Genomic DNA, 18144 nt, shown 5'->3' on the forward strand with positions numbered 1-18144 from the left:
GTTGATCTGAGGTTCTGGGGAAGGGGCGTGCGAACTAGCGTCCAGGTATGACCAAAACCCAGATCAGCGCGGCCCTGCGGATGCCGCCGGCAGCACCCGCGGAGGCCGCGGCCTTTTTCGCCGCACGCCTGTCCTTCCAGGCAGACGTGTCCGATGTCCATGCCGCCCTGGATTCCGGCGATCCGGGCTTCGTCCTGATCGACTCACGCGGAGAGGACGCGTGGGCGCAGGGACATGTGCCGGGTGCGCTGCACCTGCCGACCGCCGAGATTCCAGAGCGTGCTGCGGGGCTGCTGGATGCCGCTGTTCCGGTCATCACCTACTGCTGGGGGCCCGGCTGCGACGGTGCGACCCGCGCGGCACTCGCATTCGCCCGGCTCGGCTACCACGTCAAGGAGGTGATCGGCGGGATCGAGTACTGGGTCCGTGAGGGATTCCCCGTCGAGGGCGCGCATGGCGTGGTGCGACGTGCGGCCGACCCTTTGACGGCGCCGGTCGGGGCCGCCCACTGCGCTTGCTAGGAGGGCCCTCTCGCGCGCCGACGGACCGATGAGAGGTCAGTCGAGAGCCAGGTACTCGGCTGGTGGATCGATCAGGTCGGGGCGCTCCAGCGAGTAGCCGTCCCCGTGGAGCGCCCGCATCGCCCAGTGCCAGGCTTCGTCGTGAAAGACGAGCCCGCGAAAGGGCGCTTCGCGCGGCTCGTACGGGTAGTGCTCCACGGCGGCCTCCCGGGCCCGGGCCGGTGCGAGGCCGCCGTACCGCTGCATGACCCACGCGTAGCGGCGCCGCTCTTCGTGCAGATACGCGACGTACTCCTCCTCGCTCCAGGTCATGTGGCAACTCTAGCCATCGGTCTCATACTGTTCGCTCGACCAGGCGCCCTTGGCGGATGAGACCCGCGGGGGCGGTGGGCCGAAGGCAAGGAGCGGGGATGGCAACGGGGATACGGGGCAACGGGGTCCCTCCGGGGAACGGGCTGGTCGGGCAGGCCGTCAGCCCGTGGACATCGGCGCGCCGCACGGTCGCGCTGGTGGTGTACGCGTGGGCCGCCGCGGCGGGCACCACCTGCGCCGCCTACCTGGCGGTGGGTACGGAGGCGGTACCCATCGCGGTCGGGGTGCTCCTGTGCCTCGCCTTCGCCGTTCTGCTCGCCCTGCTCCACCGCGCGTTCTGGCTGGCTGTCCTGTCCGTGGCGCCCTCGCTGTTCGTCCTCGTCGGGGCGGTCCAGTACGCGCCCGAAGCGGCCCTGGAGCGGCGTGGGGTGCGCGAGAGCGTGGTGATCGTGGCGGACAGCGCGGCCGGTACGTCCAGCGACAAGCACCGCTTCACCCTCCGTGGCACGGACGGGAAGGAGCTGGAGGAGAAGCTGGGGTACGACGGTGACGCCTGGGTTCCGAAGGTGGGCGAACGGCTGGACGTCCTCCGTGACCCGGAGGGTGAGTTGCCGATGGAGCAGGCGGACGATGTGGACGCCACGGGCCGCCTGGGCAGTCTGATCGCGGGCACGGTCACGTGGAACCTGATGGCGGTCCTCGCGGGGCGCCGTGGTCACGTCCGGCGCCGCCGGGGCATCGAGATGCCGGACCCCGGCTGACCTGCCGCCGTGCCGGTCGGGGAACACCACGTCGGCCGAGGGGGTTCAGGAGGCATGGCTGTCATTCACAAGACCACGATGAAGCCCACCAAGCTGGAGCTTCTGACGCCCTGGCTTCCCCTCCAGCCGTGGTACCTCGGCGCGGGCGGCGCGCCGGAGCTGTCCAGGGTCGGGGGCTTCCGGCTCGACGATCCGCAGGGGGAGGTGGGGATCGAGTTCATGGTGGTCCGGGACGATGCCGGGGACCGTCCCGTCCACTACCACCTCCCGCTCACCTACCGCGGCGCCCCGCTCGCCGGGGCCGAGCAGGCGCTCGTCGGCACCTCGGAGCACGGGGTGCTGGGGCAGCGGTGGGTGTACGACGGGGGCCATGACCCGGTGCTCGTCGGCCAGTTGCTCGCGCTGCTCCAGGGCCGCGCCACGCCGCAGATGCAGAGCGTGTCCGACGCCCCCGACCCGTCCGTCACCGTCCAGGCGACGGACGGATCGGTCACGGACGGCACCGCGTCCGTGACCAACGGGCCGGACGGGACCCGTGTCGTGGTGGGGGAGGACGTGACGCTCGACGTGACGCGCGTTCTCAGGGCGGCGGGGCAGGCGCCCGAGGCCGCCGAGGGGCATGCCACCGCCACCTGGCAGCTGCCGGACGGCGGCGAGGAGCGCGGCGTGTTCGCCGCCCTCACGCGGGCGCGGCGGTAAACGGTCCGCCGCTCCCGAACGCCGCGTCGGCGAAGCGTTCGCCGATGCGGCGGTGGGCGGCCGCGTCCGGGTGCAGCTGGTCGGGCAGCGGCAGCTCGGCGAAGTCGGCCTCGCCGTAGAGGTCACGTCCGTCGAGGTAGTGCAGCTGGGGGTCGTCGGCCGCGCGCTGCCGCACGATGCGGGCCAGTTCGTCCCGTACGACGGTGAGCGTCAGCTTGCCCGCCGCGCGCTCCGCGGGGTCGCCCGTGGCCCGGAACTGGAGCCTCCCCTCGCTGATCCGGGAGAAGTCCGGGGCGCAGGGGCCGGGGGTGTCCTCGTGGATGGGGCAGTACGTGGCGGAGACGACCAGCAGCGGCGTGGCGGGGTGCCCCTCGCGGAGGGTGTCGAGGAAGCCGTGCACCGCCGGGGCGAAGGCGCGCAGCCGCATCAGATCGGCGTTGACCAGATTGATGCCGATCTTGACGCTGATCAGATCAGCCGGGGTGTCCCGCATCGCGCGGGCGGTGAACGGGTCGAGCAGGGCGCCGCCGCCCAGGCCGAGGTTGATCAGCTCCACGCCGCCGCGCGCGGCGGCCAGCGCGGGCCAGGTGGTGCTGGGGCTCTCGGCGTCGGAGCCATGGCTGATCGAACTGCCGTGATGCAGCCACACCCTGCGGCCCCGGTCCGGCACGGGCTCGACGGCCGCGTCCGCGCGCAGGGCGACCAGCTCGGTGATCTCGTTGTGCGGCAGCCAGATCTCGACGTCCTTCATGCGGTCGGGCAGCCCGGCGAACCGTACGGTGCCGACCGGACCCGGCGTGGTGTCGACGGCCCCGGTGGTCATGTCCATCGTCCGGACGTTGCCCCCGGGCACGCTGCCCCGCGCGGCCAGGTGGCCGTCGACGAGCAGGTCGTACACGCCGTCGGGGCGTGGCGGGGCGCCCACGTAGGCGTTCTTGGTGCGGAGCGCGTCCAGTTCGACGGCGGTGGCCCGGGTACGGAACACCAGCCGTACGCCGGAGGGCTGGGCCTCCGCCATCGCCAACTGCCCGTCGGCGCACTGCGCACGGGCCCGGGCGGGCAGCCGGTGCGGCAGCAGGCCGTGCTCGGTGTGCTCCAAGTCGATTGCGCCGCGCAGGAGTTCCGCGGTGATGGGGATGGTCATGGCAGTCATGTCGATCCTTCCCGTTGCCATAAGCGATTATGGATCTGCCTAATAGCTTTAGGCAAAGCGGAGTCGATCAGTCAACCTCAAATCTCCCTCTGAAGTGGCGCGATCACGGTTCGTCACCCTGTCGACCGGACAAAACCCGCGATGAGGAAGCAGTAGGGATGGAAGGGGGCATTCCGATGAGGGGTATTTTCCGGCGCGGCACCGAGCCCGCACCACGGACGCTGGATCTCTACGACGTCGCCTATCTGACCGGCGGGCCGCAGCGCATGGTGGAAGCCGCCCTCGTCGCGCTGCACGAGCGCGGCGCGGTGCGCATCCGCGCCTCCCGCGTCCGTACGCTGGACGGACCGGTCGACCACGCCGGCGCCCACCCGATCGAGTACGCGGTCGCCGCGCTGTGCCGACGCCGCTCCCGGAGCACGCTCTCCCTGCTCAACGCCATGGAGATCGGGCCAGAAGTGGAGGAGGCCGAGCGCCGTATGGTCTCCTCCGGCCTGCTCACCTCCAGGCGCCTGCGGCTCACCCGCGCGGGCAGGCAGCACCTGGAAGCGGCCGAGCGCGGCGGTGCGTACCCCGCGTACGTCTTCGAGGGTCCCGCCGCACTGCCGGACGCCGTCCTGCGGCGCAACATCGGCGAGGTGACCCCGCCGACGCCCGGCCTCGGTCACCGTCTGATCCGCCTGGGCGAGACCCTCGACGAGTGGGGAGCGCACCACGGCCACGACACCGGTGGCGGCCACCACTCCTGCGGTGGCGGTGGCGGTGGCGGGGGCGGCGACTGAAGTAGGTAGGGGTGCTCAGGCGTTCGCCATGGGCGCCCTGACATGATCGAGGCGTGAAGGCCACGGGGAAACGATGGACGCACCTCGCCCTGTACCTGGGGCTGGTGTGGGCGGCCGGGGCGCTGGTGGTGCCGCGCGCCTACCGCATCAGCTTCGGCCAGGGGCTCGGACTCGACGTCGACCGGCTGCCCGCGATCGGGATCGGCGCGGCGGCCATGGTCAGCGTGCTCGCGGTCGGCGTGGCCCCGGTGGGCCATGTGGTGCGGCCGTGCCGTACGGCGAGCGGGCGGCTCGGCTGGGCCGTGACCGTGTTCCTCGGCGGCACGGTCGGGCTCTCGGCCGGGATCGGGGCCTGGCACTCCGGCGCGCTGGACGTGGGCGGGCCCGCGCAGCGCGCCGCGCTGTGCGGAGTGCCGTACGCGCTGGTGGCGGCGCTGTTCATCGCGGGGGTGACGGTCCGTCTGATATCGGGTGTGGCGGTGCTCGGGGTGATGGCGTACGGCACGGCCGTCACACACAAGTCGCAGCAGGAGAAGGAGATGCGGGGGCTGATGTCCGGCACCTCGCTGGCCCGCCAGGAGCTGCTGCTGCCCGACCCGCCCGCCGGATACCGCGTGGACGAGGGCAACGGGACCCTGACGGCCGACGGCTTCCGGGTGCACTACCTCCCGTACATCCCGAGCGCGGCGGGCGCCGCCCGGCCCGATGTGGCGTTCATGGTGACCCGGCTGCCGCACGGCATCGGTCAGGACGGCGACGGCGTCACCGAGGCGACCCGCGACCTCGGCGGCGGGGTCGTCGAGATCGTCCTGTCGGCGCACCGCGACGGGATGCGGCTCACGGTGACCGCGTACGGCGCGAGCGGCCCCGCGGACCGGGACGAACTGCGGCGCATGCTGCACACCGCCCACCCGGCCAGCGACGCCGAAGTCCTCCGCGCCCTACGGCGCCCTGCCGCCTGACCGTACGACGCCCCGCCGCCTGACCGGACGGCGCTCACAGCCAGCGCGTCGCGGCCTCCGCGCTGTCGCCGGGGCTGGTGTTGAACGCGATCGCCGCCTGGGGCGCGTGCTGCCGGACCAGGTTCACGACCTTCTCGAAGAAGGTCAGAAGCTCCGCGGGCTTACGGATGCCGCCTCCGATGACGACGACGTCCCAGGGGCGCTCGGTCAGCGCGCCGACGAGCGTGGACTCCGCCGACTCGTCGAGCGGAATCAGCGCCGTGGCCGTGTCGACGCCGCGCTCCCGCAGGCGGCCCAGGTCCGTGTCGATGAGGGAGTGAACGGCGTCCGCGTCCGCGCCGGGTGCCAGCCGCGGATCGAAACCCACCAGGAGAACGGAAGACATGCGGCGAGCCTAGCCACTTTGCGGATGACATGGATTGATTTCTGTCAGCCGTCCTCTGTTACGGCGGTCAGGCGGAGCAGCAGCGCCGCGGGGGCCTGCGGCAGGGAGACGGTGAGTTCGGCGCGGTCCGGTGCCCAGGCCGTCCCGGCGGGGGAGGCGGCCGGGTGGAGGCGTTCGACGCGGAGCGGGTGGCCCGCCAAGTGGGGGAGCGGCACGGTCCGTTCGTGCGGCCCGTCCTCGCGGCGCCAGAGCGCCACGTACGTCCGGCCGGTCGGACCGCCACCGGTACGCAGCCCCAGCGCCAGCCACGCGTCCGTCCAGCCCGGCAGCCCCAGCGGCCAGAAGGGGACGGCCGAGGGCAGGTCGGGGCGCACCTGCCGGTAGGCCGCGAGGGCGTCGCGTACGAGGCCCAGTTGGGCCGGATTCATCCGGTCGAGGTGGCCCGAGAGGTGGACGCGGCCCAGCAGCGCACCGGCGAGCGCGAAGCGGATCTCGTCGTCGGTGAAGCCGGGCTGCGGGTACGCCCACACCGCGCCCTGCTCCGGCGGCACGGCGGTCGGCGCGGCGGCGGCGATGGGCGGGTAGCGGAGCGGGTCCTGCTGGTCGCTGGTGGACTGGAGCTGGGTGAGGGCGAGCGAGGAACCGTCCATGCGCAGACCGCCCGAGGCGCAGTTCTCGATGACGAGGGCGGGGTGACGGTCGAGCACGGCGGCCAGCCAGCGCTGATACGCGCGGGCGTGGGCGAGCAGGCCGGCGCCGGGGGCGGCACGGCCGTGCTCCGGGTCCCAGTCCGTGCCGGGGGCGATGCTGATGTTGTAGTCGAGCTTGAGGTAGCCCACTCCCCACTCGCCGACGAGACGGTCGACGGTCGCGTCGAGGTGGCGGCGCGCGGCGGGGTGGCGCAGGTCGAGGTGGTGGCGGCCGTTTTCGGCGAGGCGCACACCGTCGCGCTGGAAGAAGGCGTCGTCCGGCAGGGCGGCGGCCACCGGGCTGCGCACGCCGACGACTTCGGGCTCCAGCCACAGCCCGGGGACCATGCCGTGGGAGCGGATGCGGTCCAGGACGAGCTGGAATCCGCCGGGGAAGCGGCGGCCGGAGGGCTGCCAGGCGCCGACGCTCTCCCACCACTCGCCGGTGTCGTCGTACCAGCCGGCGTCGATGCAGAAGTACTCGGCCCCGGCCCGCGCGGCGGCCTCGATCAGGGGCAGCAGCCGCTCGGTGGTGGGGTCGCCCATCAGGGTGTTCATGTAGTCGTTGAACACGATCGGCAGGGCGGTGTGGTCGGGATGCGGTCGCCGCACGGCCCGGCGGTACGCGGTGAGATGGGCCATCGCCGCGTCGAAACCGCCCCGCGCGGCGAGCGCGAGCGCGGCCGGGACGGTGGTGAACGACGCACCGGGCGCGAGCCGTTCGCGCCACTGGTGCTCGGCGTCGGTCGGGCCGCCGAGCGCGACGTACGTACCGTGGGCCCGCTCCCCGGCCTCCCACCGCCACCCCACCGGCGACTCCACCTGCCAGAGCCAGGCCCGGCCGGTTGCGCGCTCGGTCAGGGCGCCCATCGGCAGATGGCCGTCGGTGGGCCAGCTGCCGACGCTGCCGAGGATGAGGGCGGCGCGGCTGTCCCGGCCGTGGGCGGCGCGCGACACGTCCACGATCCGGTCGCGCAGCGGTACGGCGGCCCAACGGCACTCGGCCAGCCACTCGTTGTGTGCCCAGTGGACGTCGAGCGCGTCGGGGGAGGGGAGGCCGCCGAGGACGAGGCTGGGGACGGCCTGCACGACGAGCGGGTCGGCGCCCTCGTTCGTCAGCCGCACCTCGGAGCGCAGCACCGGCAGGCCGTCGGGGGAGGAGAGCCGGACCTCGGCGGCGAGGCCGGAGCCGGGGTCGTGGAGGTCGAGCGTCAGTCGATGCCAGCGGTGTCCACCGTGCTCGTCCGTCCCGGCCCGGTGGCCGCGGTAGCGCAGGCGGGCGCCGAGGATCGTCTCGATGCCGCGCTGCCCCGACCAGTCGCTGCCGTGGCCGAGTGCCAGCACCTCCACCACCGGGAGCGGCGAGGCGTCGTCCGACGCGGCGGTGTCGTCCGGGGGACCCAGCCGCAGCAGCCGGAGCACCCCGTCCGCCCCGGTCGCGAACGCGGCCGCCAGCCCCGCATGGCCCCATGTGAACGTCTCCCGCACGCCACGCCCCTTCCGTTGACGGCCACTTGACGAGTACGGAGCCCTCGGGGTGTCTTGCCGAGATCTCTTGACGGCCCCTGTGTGACCAGTCACAATCCTGGCGTGCATGTGACCGGTCACACAAGAGGCGGCAAGCGGCCCGGCATCCGCGACGTCGCCACCGCGGCGGGCGTCTCGTACCAGACCGTCTCCCGGGTCATCAACGACCATCCGAGCGTCAGACCGGCCACCCGCGAACGCGTCCTCGCCGCGATCCAGACCCTCGGCTTCCGCCGCAGCGCCACCGCCCTCGCGCTGGCCAGCGGACGGACCCGCGCGGTCACCGTGCTGACCGCGAACACCACCCACTACGGCTACGCCGCCACCCTCCAGGGCATCGAGGAGGCCGCCCGCGCGGCCGGTTACACCGTCGCCATCGGCGTCCTGGAGTCCGACACCGTGGCCGACGTCCGGACCGGGGTGCGGCGGGCCGCCGACACCGGCGGCGGGCTGATCGTGATGGCGTACGACACCGCCGGGGAACGCGCCCTGGCCGCCGTACCCGCCGAACTCCCTGTCGTGGGCGTGGTCGAGACCCCCGCCCGGCCGCCCGCCGCGCACCGCCCCTGGGTGTGGACGGACGACCGCGAGGCGGCCCGCACCGCCACCCGCCATCTGCTGGACCTCGGCCACGAGACCGTGCACTACGTCGCCATCCCCTCCAGCACCCGCCGCACCGGCCAGCGCACCGCGGGCTGGCGGGACGCGCTGCGCGCCGCCGGGGCGCCTGAGCCGCGTCCGCTGGCCGGGAGCTGGGATCCGGCCGGTGGGTACAGGGCGGGGCGGCGGCTGGCCCGCGACCCGTCCGTCACGGCGATCCTGTGCGGCAACGACGACCTCGCGCTCGGCGTGATCCGCGCGCTGCACGAGGCGGGCCGTGCGGTCCCGGACGAGGTGAGCGTGGCCGGTTTCGACGACGCCCCGCACTCCGCGTTCCTCACGCCCTCCCTGACGACCGTACGGCTCGACTTCACGGGCCTCGGCCGGGCCGCCTTCGGCCGGTTGTACGGCCTGCTGGAGGAGGCCGAACCGATCGCGCCGCGCCCCGTCTCCGTACCGCTGCTGATCGTCCGCGAAAGCTCCGGCCCCCCGCCGAACCCACCCTCGGAGGTCCCCCGCGCATGAGAACGCCCAGCAGGCCCACCGGACACCGGATACGAACGGCCGCCACGGCCACCGCCCTCGCAGCCGCGCTCCTCGCGGCGGCCGTCCCAGCCGACGCCGACACGCCCGCCGCTCCGAAGGCCACGGCCGCCCAGCCCCTCTCCGTCGACCTCGCCGCCCCCGAGGGCCCCGTCCTGCGCGGCGCCAACGGCTCGCTCTACGGCCTGAGCGACGACGGCGTGCCGACCGACGCCGCCCTCGCGCCGCTGAAGCTCACCACCGTCACCCAGAAGCCGGAGGGCGGCGCCCAGCACCCGAACGGCGACGCGGTCACCGTCTCCAAGTCGTTCTTCCGCAACGGTGGCGGCGACGTCCTGGTGATGATGCAGGACATCTACGCGAAGTGGCCGTACGAGGACCTGGGCATCGACGACTACCTCACCAAGGTCGACAAGGTCGTGCGCGACATCGCCGACGCGCCCAACAGCGAGCGCTTCGTCTACGTCCCGTTCAACGAGCCCGACCAGATCTGGTACAAGCTCGGCGTCGCCGACCAGGCCACGTACGAGAAGAACCGCGACCGCTTCTTCCGCGACTGGAAGACCGTCCACGACCGCATCCGCGCCATCGACCCGGACGCCCGCATCGCGGGCCCCAACGAGTCCTCGTACCACTCCCGTCTGATGGGCGACTTCCTGACCTGGGCGAAGAAGGAGAACGTGCTGCCCCAGGTCACCACCTGGCATGAGCTGGGGCCGGACTCCCTGCGCGACTTCCAGGGCCACTACGACGACTACCGCGCGCTGGAGAAGCGCGCGGGGATCACACCGCGCCCGATCAACATCGACGAGTACGCCAACCGCCGCGATCTGTCGGTCCCCGGCCAACTCGTCCAGTGGGTCTCCATGTTCGAGCGCAACAAGGTCCACGCCGACCAGGCGTACTGGGACGCCGCGGGCAACCTCTCCGGCAGCGTCGCCCAGTCCAGCATCCCCAACGGCGCGTGGTGGTTCTTCCGCTGGTACGCCACCATGAGCGGCCGGACCGTCAAGGTCACCCCGCCCACCGCGAACGCCGTCGACACCCTCCAGGGCCTCGCCTCGTACGACACCGCCAAACGGCAGGCGCAGGTGCTGCTCGGCGGGGCGTCGGGCGACGCGGACGTGACGATCGGCCATGTCGATCCGAAGGTCTTCGGCCGCCAGGTCACCGCCGCCGTCTCGGAAGCCACCTGGTCCGGCTACGAGGGCGCGCACGCAGCCCCCCGCACGCTGGCGCGGATGAAGCTCACGGTCGGGGCCGACGGCTCGGTGCGGGTGCCGCTCACGGCGATGGACCGGATGTCCGCGTACCGGATCGTGCTCACCCCGGCGGGCAGCGGCACCCCGCAGCCCGCGCGGGTGCCGTGGCACGCGGCGCACGAGGCGGAGGACGCGGCGATCACGGCGGGCAAGGTCTACACCCAGGGCACCGTCGCGGACGCCAACGGCTACGCCGCCTCCGGCACCAAGGACGTCGGCTCCCTCGACCAGGACACCAGCAAGGTCGCCTTCACCGTGGACGTGCCCCGCTCCGGGGACTACGACCTGGGCGTCCTCTACGGCAATCACAGCGGCGGTCCGGCCACCCAGCGGCTCACCGTCGACGGCGGTGCGGCCCGGACCATCAGCTACCCGTCCACCGAGAACTGGACCTACCGCGGCCTCAAGTCCCTCCCCGTTCGCCTCTCCGCGGGCCGCCACGAGATCGCCCTCACCCATGACACCGCCGAGGTGACCCTCGACCGCATCGACCTCACAGCCGCCACGAAGCCCACCGCCGCGTACGAGGCCACGCTCGCCGACACCACCGGCAGCCCCTCCTACGACTACGGCTCGGCGAGCGGCACCGGCACCGGCGCGCTGGTCCTGGACGGCCGGGACGGTGCCGTCTTCGACGTCTACGCGCCCCGCGAGGGCTACTACACGGTGACCCCGCGCGCGACCGGCGGCCCGCTGAGGCTCACCGCCCACGGGGCGGCCACGACCACCTCCCAGCGGCTCTACCTGACCGCGGGCAACAACCGCGTCACCGCCACCCCGGCCGGAGCCACCCCCGTCCGGCTGAGCTCCCTGGACGTCACGGGCGCGGGCGACGACACGGCGGGCGTGCGCGGGTACGAGGCGGAGAGCGGCGCCCTGTCCGGTACCGCCAAGCCCGAGACCGGCGCGCACGCCTCGGGCGGCGCGTACGTCGGCTGGCTCGGCAACGGCGCGTCCAACACCGCCACCCTCACCGTCCAGGCCCCTTCAGCCGGTCGCTATCTGATGGCCGTCCGCTACGCCAACAACGAGCGGCGCGACAACGGCCACGCGTACAACACCGACATCGTCTCGCGCGGTGCGGACATCACGGTCGGCCAGGGGAAGCCCCGGCGCGTGATGTTCAAGAACACCTGGGGCTGGGACGACTACTGGACCCTCGCCGTCCCCGTCGACCTCGCCAAGGGCACCAACAAGGTCACCTTCGCCAACCCGGGGGCGTACGCCCCCAACCTCGACCGGATCGACCTGGCCCCGGTCATCGGCTGACCCGGCGCACATGATGGCCCCGGTGCGACGCGCACCGCACCGGGGACCGAGCGCCGGCCCCGGCGTCAGCGCGGTACGACGCCGGGCGGCGCGCTTTCGTGCCGCTCAGGCGGTCGCCGCGTCCTCGGTGGGGGTGGGGCAGCCCACGGTGGCGGTCACGGCGGTCAGCAGCACCACCGAGTCCTCCAGCGCGAGCATCCCGTGGCGCTCGTGCGGGATGCGCTCCACCTGCCCGGCGATGAGGTCCGTGCGCACCCCGCTCCCGGTGAGGCGCACATGACCGTGCAGCACGTGCAGACTCGCCGCCGGGGGAGCGTTGTGCTCGTCCAGCTCGCAACCGGAGACCATCGCGATCACGCTCTGCCGCAGCGGCCCGTCGTGCAGGAACAGATGTGCGCTGCGCCCGTGCGGATCGGCCTTCGCCTGGTCCAGATGGTGGCGCGCGAGCGCGGTGAGGTCATCCATGAGTGCCCCTAGATCGGCCTGATCTGATCGTCGCCGGGTTCCCTCAATCGTCACCGGCTAGCGTGATGCGCGCCAGTTCGCACCCGCGCGACATGGAGAGAGGCAGCCGTGGCCGACTACCTGACCGTCCTGACGACCACCGACACCCCCGAGAAGGCGGAGGCCCTGGCGCGCGGCGCCGTGGAGGCCCGGCTGGCGGCCTGCGCGCAGATCAGTCAGCCGGTGACCTCCGTCTACCGATGGCAGGACACCATCGAGACCGCCGCCGAGTGGCAGGTGCTGTTCAAGACGACCGCCGCGCGGTACGACGAGCTGGAGGCGCACATCCGTGAGGCGCACGACTACGACACCCCGGAAGTGATCGCGACGCCGATCACCCAGGGCAGCGAGGACTATCTGGCGTGGGTGGTCGCGGAAACAACAATCGGCTGACGGAAATCAAAATCTGTCACCCGCTACCTGTTATCCGCCAGCGCATCACTGATACCCCGCTCCCGGGGTCCCAGAAAATGCGGGTCGGGCCGGAACGTGGCGTCGAGCGCCGCCTTGCTCGCCGCCACGGTCTCCCGCAGCCCGCCGTAGCCCCACGTCACGTCGTGCGGTTCGTCCACCGCGACACCGTACGCGTCGATCCCCGCCGCCCCGCACAGCGCCACTGCCCGGCGGATATGGAACCCCTGGCTCACCAGTACCGCCCGGTGCACCCCGAACACGCGCCGGGCCCGGCTGCACGAGTCCCAGGTGTCGAAGCCCGCGAAGTCACTGACGATCCGCCGGTCCGGCACGCCCCGCTTCACCAGATAGGCGCGCATCGCGTTCGGCTCGTCGTAGTCGTCGCGGCTGTTGTCCCCGGTGACCAGCAGCGCGCGTACCTTTCCGTCCCGGTACAGCGCGACGGCCGCGTCCAGCCGGTGGGCCAGATACGGCGACGGCTCCCCGTTCCACAGCCCCGCCCCGAACACCACCCCGACCGGCGCCGACGGCACGTCCCCTACCGCCGCCCGCACCCGCCCGTCGGTGCTCAGCCGCAGCCAGGTCGCGGGAAGCAGCGCCAGTACGCTGACGAGCACGGTCACCTGAAACGCCCGCCGCCACCCACCCCGCGTCCGCGGCAACCGCCGCCGTGCCCGTTCTAGCATGCCCGCCTCCCCTTGGCCCCCCACCAGCACCATCGCGCTGTGTGACGCGATCAAGGGGCGCGGCGGTTGCGCCGGGCTATTCGGCGGAGTCGTCCCCTTCGGGCTCCTCGGGCACAACGAACTCGCTGGTGTCGAGATCGAAACCGAACGGAGCGGGGACGGGCAGCGGCTTGCCGAAGGGGACGGTCATATGGGCCCGGTAGCCGTGGTCCGACGGGTCCCAGAAAGCGGTGATCTCCTCGGCCTGCATGTCGAGCACGAGATACACCGGCACATGGCGACCGTAGACCTCGAGCTTCTCCCGCCAGTCGACGTCACGAGTGGAGACCGAGGTCAATTCGGCGACGAGGGACAGTGCATCGCCGTCCACGTGGCGCGCGGTGCCGCGGAAGGCCGCCAAGTCCGCGACGTGCAGGTCCGGTCCGTAGGCACGCTCGGAGGAGGCGAAGCTGAAGAGGAACGGCGAGGTGTCCGCGTCATGCCCCTCGGGGACATGGGCCGCAAGCTGGAGGCGCAGCGACCTCATGTGCAGCTTGTAATACGGCCTCGACCACGGCGACACGACGATCTTCCCCCTGATGAGCTCGGCCTTGAAGCCGTCCGGTGTATCCAGTTCCTCCGTGGCCCGGAGCAGGTCGTCGAACCCCTTCAGGGGCTCCTCGGCGTCCGGCGTGTCTGTGGTCATCGGCCGCTCCAATATCGCGGTCACTTCATCCTCCATCTGCTACGGAGCGTACTCTTGGCCTCACCGTAGCGACGGTCCGTGACCCGCATCCGTTATCCGTTCGCATTACCCCGAACGAGCGATGCGCCCCAGTCCGCATAGCCTTGGGGAGTCGTCCCCTACCAGCGAAACCAGCAGGTGATCCCAGCCGTGCCGCCGCTCCCCAAAGCCGAACTCCACCTCCACATCGAGGGCACCCTGGAGCCCGAACTCGCCTTCGCGCTCGCCGAGCGCAACGGCGTCGAGCTTCCCTACGCCACCCAGGACGAGCTGCGCGCCGCGTACTCCTTCACCGACCTCCAGGACTTCCTCAACCTCTACTACGCGCTGATGGCGGTTCTGCGCACCGAGGACGACTTCGCCGACCTCACCAACGCCTACCTCGCCCGCGCCCGCGAGCAGGGCGTCCGGCACGCCGAGATCTTCTTCGACCCGCAGGCGCACACCGCCCGCGGCGTCGACATCGGCACCGTCATCCGCGGCCTCACCCGCGCCCTCGACGCCGCACCGCTCACCCACGGCATCACCACCCGCCTGATCATGTGCTTCCTGCGGGACGAGACCGCCGAATCGGCCCTCGCCACCTTCGAATCCGCCCGCCCCTACCTCGACCGCATCACCGCCGTCGGCCTCGACTCGGCCGAGGTCGGCCACCCGCCGTCGAAGTTCCGCGAGGTGTACGCGCTGGCGCGGGAGGCCGGGCTGAAGTGCGTCGCGCACGCGGGCGAGGAGGGGCCGCCCGCGTACGTCTGGGAGGCGCTGGACATCCTCGGCGTGGACCGCGTCGACCACGGCGTCCGCTGCCTGGAGGACGACTCCCTGGTGGCGCGGCTGGTCGCGGACCAGGTGCCGCTGACCGTCTGCCCCCTCTCCAACGTCCGCCTCCGCGTCGTCGACCACCTCGCCGACCACCCCCTCCCCGCGATGCTGGACGCCGGCCTGCTGGTGACCGTCAACTCCGACGACCCCTCCTACTTCGGCGGCTACGTGGAGGACAATTGCACCGCCGTACGGGACGCCCTCGGGCTCGACCAGGCGACGCTGCGCACCCTGGCCCGCAACTCCTTCCGCGCCTCCTTCCTGGACGACGAAACACGGGTCGCGTACCTGAAGGAACTCGACGCGTCTTGACCTCAACTTTGGTTCAACTTCTACGTTCGTCGCCATGGAGTACTCACACAGCGACACCGAACTGATCCGCCAGCCCATCGGCTACTGGAGCTGGGCCGCCTCCAAGGCGGTCGTCACCTACATCCGCGCGGGGCTCTCGGAATTCGGCCTCAGCCAGCCCCAGTGGTGGGTGCTGAACCAGGCCCACGACGGCGGCGAGGACGGCCGCACCCGCGTCGAGGTGCGCGCCGTTCTCGAGGGCTATCTGGACGTCGGCGCCGACCTGGAGCCCGAGATCGACGCCCTCCTCGACCGCGGCCTGCTGACCACCACCGACGAACGCCTCCACCTCACCCCCGAGGGCCGCGCGCTCTACGCCCGGGCGGCCGAACGCCAGGCGGCGTCGCGGAAGCGCATCCACGACGGCATCCCCGACGAGGACTACGTGACCACCCTCAAGGTCCTCCAGCGCATGATCCACAACACCGGCGGCCACGCCTGGCACCACTGACCCCCGCCGGGTGGCCGCCGACGAAACGTGAGGCGGGCGGGGTCGCCTCGCCGGGCGGACCGGAAGCGGAACCGGCGGGTGGCCGCCATCCGGTGGGAGGGGGCGGGGTCGCAGGGGTGGGATCCTGGACGATGACGTGTATTTGTGGCGCCTACTTCCGGCCCACTCCACGTCTCCGGGCACCGGCGCCAGAAATATACGAGTCCAGGGCCCTGCCCCGGAGGCCCCGCACCCGGCACCCACCACCGAACCGACCGCGCACCCACCGACCACCGCACCTCAGCACCCCGCACCCCCCACCGTGAAGTCCGCGCAATCACCCGTCACGGCCGCGCAACGGCGAGGCAACACGCCCCTGCGACAGTCACGCCATGACAGCGTTGCGTTCACCCCTTTCCTCCGGCAGGCGTCCCCCGACGCTGGTCGCCGTGGCACACGGCAGCCGCGACCCGGCGGCACTGCGCAGCGTGACGGCACTCGTGAACGCCGTCCGGGCCCTGCGGCCCGACATCCCCGTGACGCTCGGCCACATCGAGCTGAACCGGCCACTGCTCGCGGACACCCTCGCCGCGCTCCGCGGCGAGGCCGTCCTCGTACCGCTGCTGCTCGGCCGCGGCTACCACGTCAAGGAGGACCTTCCCGCGGCGGCCGCACACGCCGCCCACCTGACCACGCGCATCGCCGCACCCCTCGGCCCCCATCCGCTCCTCGCCGAGGCCCTGCACGCGCGCCTGACGCAGGCCGGGTGGCGGCCACGCACTCGGCAACAGACCGTCGTCCTCGCCGCCGCCGGTTCCCGCGACCCCGACGCGGCCGTCGACGCCGACGCCACCGCCACCCTGCTCAGCGCCCGGCTCGGCGGCACCCCCGTCGTCCCGGCGTACGCCTCCGCCGCCGCCCCCACCGTGGCCGAAGCGGTACGCGCCATCGCGCCCGCCCCGCATCACCGCGACATCGCCGTGGCCTCGTACTTCACCGCCCCCGGCCGCTTCGCCACCCAGTGCGCGGACGCCGCTCCCGGCATCGCCGCCGCCCCGCTCGGCGCGCATCCGGCCGTCGCCCGGCTGGTGCTCCACCGCTACGAACAGGCCCTCGCCGGTGCTCCGCTGTCGTACCGGGCGGTTACTGTCGGTGTATGAGCCGCAGAGCAGGTCGTACGACAGATCGCACCCCGGACGGCACCCCGGACCGCCCCGGACAGCGCACCCCGGACCGCACCGGACAGAGCCCCGCGGACCGCGGCACCACGCCGACGACCCCCGGCTATGACGCGGCCGACCTGGAGCGCTGGGTCCAGGAGCCGGACAAGCGGCCCGGCCGGACCGCGTTCCAGCGCGACCGGGCCCGCGTGCTGCACTCGGCCGCGCTGCGCCGACTGGCCGGAAAGACGCAGGTCGTGCCCGCCGCCCCGGCCACCGACGCGGACCTCGGCGCCAGTGCCCGCACCCCGGCCTGGGACGCCACGCCCCGCACGCGGCTGACCCACTCCCTCGAATGCGCCCAGGTGGGCCGGGAACTGGGGGCGGCCCTCGGCTGCGATCCGGATCTGGTGGAGATGGCCTGCCTCGCCCATGACCTCGGCCACCCGCCCTTCGGCCACAACGGCGAGCAGGCCCTCAACGAGGTGGCCCGCGACTGCGGCGGCTTCGAGGGGAACGCCCAGTCGCTGCGCCTGCTGGCCCGGCTCGAACCGAAGCGGTTCGTCCCCGACGCGGAGACCGGTGAACCGGTCAGCGTCGGCCTCAACCTCACCCGGGCGGCCCTGGACGCGGCGACCAAATACCCCTGGCCACGAGGCGGTCACCCCCGCGACCCGGATTCGCCGAAGTTCGGGGTGTACGAGGACGACCTGCCGGTCTTCGCCTGGTTCCGGCGCGGCGCGCCCGACCAGCGCACCCCGTTCGAGGCCCAGGTCATGGACTGGGCGGACGACGTGGCGTATTCGGTGCACGACGTCGAGGACGGTCTCCACGCGGGCCACCTCGACCCGAACAGCCTGCTCGCCGAGCCCGAGCGGCGCGAGGTGTTCGCCGTCGCCGCCGCCCGTTACGCGCCGGGCGCCGAGCCGGAGGAACTGGCCGAGGCGCTGGACCGGCTGCTCGACCAGGAGTGGTGGCCGCACGGCTACGACGGCACGTCCGTCGCCCAAGCCCGCCTCAAGGACGCCACGAGCCAGCTGATCGGCCGGTTCTGCCTCGCCGCGGAGGCCGCCACCAGGGCGGCGTACGGTACGGGCCGGTTCACCCGCTACCGCGCCGAGCTGGTGGTGCCGCGTGACGCCCGGCTGGAGTGCGCGGTGCTCAAGGCGGTCGCGGACCGTTACGTCATCCAGCGCGCCGACCAGGAGCTGGTCCGCGCCGATCAGCGCGTCGTGATCGCCGAGCTGGGCGAGGCGCTGATCGCCCGCGCCCCCGACGGGCTCGACCCGCAGTTCCACGCCCTGTTCGACGCGGCCGACCAGGCGGGCGACGAGGCGGGGCGGCTGCGCGCGATCGTGGACCAGATCGCCGCCTTGACGGACGTCTCGGCCCGCGCCCTCCACGCCCGCCTCACGGCGCCGCGCTCGGCACGCCACGTATGACGCGGCACAGCACCCCCGCCCAACCCCCGCCCCCGCACCCAACCCCGCATGCCGCACAGCACCCACACCCGGCACGGCACCCAAGCCCGCCCCCACACTCCGCACGGAAGCGACCGCACCCGACCGCCCGCGATCACCAAGTGATCGCA

At 72.7% G+C, this 18144-nt stretch carries 19 protein-coding genes; 12 read left to right on the forward strand and 7 right to left on the reverse strand.

The genetic code is table 11. The features are described 5' to 3' along the window. Positions 1-47 precede the first annotated feature (47 nt). The gene (locus tag ACH4TL_RS21880; RefSeq protein WP_398316264.1) at positions 48-521 is read left to right on the forward strand and encodes a rhodanese-like domain-containing protein; all 474 of its coding nucleotides are present in this window, start codon (positions 48-50) and stop codon (positions 519-521) included. Between the two features lie 36 nt (positions 522-557). On the opposite strand, the gene ACH4TL_RS21885 is transcribed toward ACH4TL_RS21880, so the two are convergent. Next, entirely contained in the window at positions 558-833 is a 276-nt protein-coding gene (locus ACH4TL_RS21885) for a hypothetical protein (RefSeq protein ID WP_398316262.1), read from the reverse strand. 98 nt (positions 834-931) lie between these two features. Here ACH4TL_RS21885 and ACH4TL_RS21890 point away from each other — a divergent pair, with 98 nt between their 5' ends. Together ACH4TL_RS21890 and ACH4TL_RS21895 are read left to right on the forward strand one after the other, a co-directional pair. Next, positions 932-1594, forward strand: a complete 663-nt coding sequence (locus tag ACH4TL_RS21890) for a hypothetical protein (RefSeq protein ID WP_398316260.1) — start codon at positions 932-934, stop codon at positions 1592-1594. A 54-nt stretch (positions 1595-1648) separates the two neighbouring features. Beyond that, positions 1649-2293 carry a 1,4-alpha-glucan branching protein gene (locus ACH4TL_RS21895; RefSeq protein WP_398316258.1) on the forward strand — a complete coding sequence of 215 codons (645 nt, stop codon included), beginning with the start codon at positions 1649-1651 and terminating at the stop codon, positions 2291-2293. Here ACH4TL_RS21895 and ACH4TL_RS21900 read toward each other — a convergent pair. Next, positions 2274-3446, reverse strand: a complete 1173-nt coding sequence (locus ACH4TL_RS21900; protein ID WP_398316256.1) for a GDSL-type esterase/lipase family protein — start codon at positions 3444-3446, stop codon at positions 2274-2276. The two genes, ACH4TL_RS21895 and ACH4TL_RS21900, sit on opposite strands and share 20 nt — an antisense overlap. Positions 3447-3622: 176 nt before the next feature. On the opposite strand from ACH4TL_RS21900, the gene ACH4TL_RS21905 reads away from it, so the two are divergent. Both ACH4TL_RS21905 and ACH4TL_RS21910 read left to right on the forward strand, forming a co-directional pair. Next, positions 3623-4228, forward strand: coding sequence for a TIGR04222 domain-containing membrane protein (locus ACH4TL_RS21905; protein WP_398316254.1), 606 nt, complete (start codon positions 3623-3625; stop codon positions 4226-4228). A 53-nt stretch (positions 4229-4281) separates the two neighbouring features. Next, positions 4282-5190, forward strand: coding sequence for a hypothetical protein (locus ACH4TL_RS21910; protein WP_398316253.1), 909 nt, complete (start codon positions 4282-4284; stop codon positions 5188-5190). A gap of 34 nt (positions 5191-5224) precedes the next feature. Here ACH4TL_RS21910 and ACH4TL_RS21915 read toward each other — a convergent pair whose 3' ends face one another. Both ACH4TL_RS21915 and ACH4TL_RS21920 read right to left on the reverse strand, forming a co-directional pair. Then, positions 5225-5575, reverse strand: a complete 351-nt coding sequence (locus tag ACH4TL_RS21915) for a hypothetical protein (RefSeq protein ID WP_398316251.1) — start codon at positions 5573-5575, stop codon at positions 5225-5227. 44 nt (positions 5576-5619) lie between these two features. Continuing rightward, entirely contained in the window at positions 5620-7752 is a 2133-nt protein-coding gene (locus tag ACH4TL_RS21920) for an alpha-galactosidase (RefSeq protein WP_398316249.1), read from the reverse strand. 108 nt (positions 7753-7860) lie between these two features. On the opposite strand from ACH4TL_RS21920, the gene ACH4TL_RS21925 reads away from it, so the two are divergent. Further along, complete coding sequence (locus tag ACH4TL_RS21925) at positions 7861-8916, forward strand: LacI family DNA-binding transcriptional regulator (RefSeq protein WP_398316756.1); 1056 nt, start codon at positions 7861-7863, stop codon at positions 8914-8916. After that, positions 8913-11465, forward strand: a complete 2553-nt coding sequence (locus tag ACH4TL_RS21930; RefSeq protein ID WP_398316247.1) for a CBM35 domain-containing protein — start codon at positions 8913-8915, stop codon at positions 11463-11465. The genes ACH4TL_RS21925 and ACH4TL_RS21930 overlap by 4 nt, the downstream gene beginning before the upstream one ends. A 105-nt stretch (positions 11466-11570) precedes the next feature. On the opposite strand, the gene ACH4TL_RS21935 is transcribed toward ACH4TL_RS21930, so the two are convergent. Beyond that, the gene (locus ACH4TL_RS21935) at positions 11571-11930 is read right to left on the reverse strand and encodes a cupin (protein ID WP_398316245.1); all 360 of its coding nucleotides are present in this window, start codon (positions 11928-11930) and stop codon (positions 11571-11573) included. A 108-nt stretch (positions 11931-12038) separates the two neighbouring features. Between ACH4TL_RS21935 and cutA the strand changes: the two genes are divergently transcribed. After that, on the forward strand, positions 12039-12362 hold the full coding sequence (cutA, locus tag ACH4TL_RS21940) for a divalent-cation tolerance protein CutA (RefSeq protein ID WP_398316243.1): 324 nt from the start codon (positions 12039-12041) through the stop codon (positions 12360-12362). A gap of 23 nt (positions 12363-12385) precedes the next feature. Here the strand turns inward: cutA and ACH4TL_RS21945 are convergent, their stop codons facing one another. Both ACH4TL_RS21945 and ACH4TL_RS21950 read right to left on the reverse strand, forming a co-directional pair. Continuing rightward, on the reverse strand, positions 12386-13069 hold the full coding sequence (locus tag ACH4TL_RS21945) for a vancomycin high temperature exclusion protein (RefSeq protein WP_398316241.1): 684 nt from the start codon (positions 13067-13069) through the stop codon (positions 12386-12388). Positions 13070-13145: 76 nt separating this feature from the next. After that, a complete protein-coding gene (locus tag ACH4TL_RS21950) occupies positions 13146-13754 on the reverse strand; it encodes a Uma2 family endonuclease (RefSeq protein ID WP_398316239.1) in 609 nt (202 codons plus the stop codon). Between the two features lie 189 nt (positions 13755-13943). On the opposite strand from ACH4TL_RS21950, the gene ACH4TL_RS21955 reads away from it, so the two are divergent. The 4 genes from ACH4TL_RS21955 (at position 13944) to ACH4TL_RS21970 (ending at position 17995) form a co-directional block, all read left to right on the forward strand. Further along, positions 13944-14924, forward strand: coding sequence for an adenosine deaminase (locus ACH4TL_RS21955; protein WP_398316237.1), 981 nt, complete (start codon positions 13944-13946; stop codon positions 14922-14924). 34 nt (positions 14925-14958) lie between these two features. Further along, the gene (locus ACH4TL_RS21960) at positions 14959-15414 is read left to right on the forward strand and encodes a MarR family winged helix-turn-helix transcriptional regulator (protein ID WP_398316235.1); all 456 of its coding nucleotides are present in this window, start codon (positions 14959-14961) and stop codon (positions 15412-15414) included. Between the two features lie 371 nt (positions 15415-15785). Further along, complete coding sequence (locus tag ACH4TL_RS21965) at positions 15786-16553, forward strand: sirohydrochlorin chelatase (RefSeq protein WP_398316233.1); 768 nt, start codon at positions 15786-15788, stop codon at positions 16551-16553. Continuing rightward, positions 16550-17995: a deoxyguanosinetriphosphate triphosphohydrolase gene (locus ACH4TL_RS21970; protein WP_398316231.1), complete on the forward strand. Its 1446-nt coding sequence runs from the start codon at positions 16550-16552 to the stop codon at positions 17993-17995. The genes ACH4TL_RS21965 and ACH4TL_RS21970 overlap by 4 nt, the downstream gene beginning before the upstream one ends. Positions 17996-18144 lie beyond the last annotated feature (149 nt).

Origin of the sequence: Streptomyces sp. NPDC021115, assembly GCF_044333065.1 — a bacterium.
Lineage (GTDB): Bacteria > Actinomycetota > Actinomycetes > Streptomycetales > Streptomycetaceae > Streptomyces.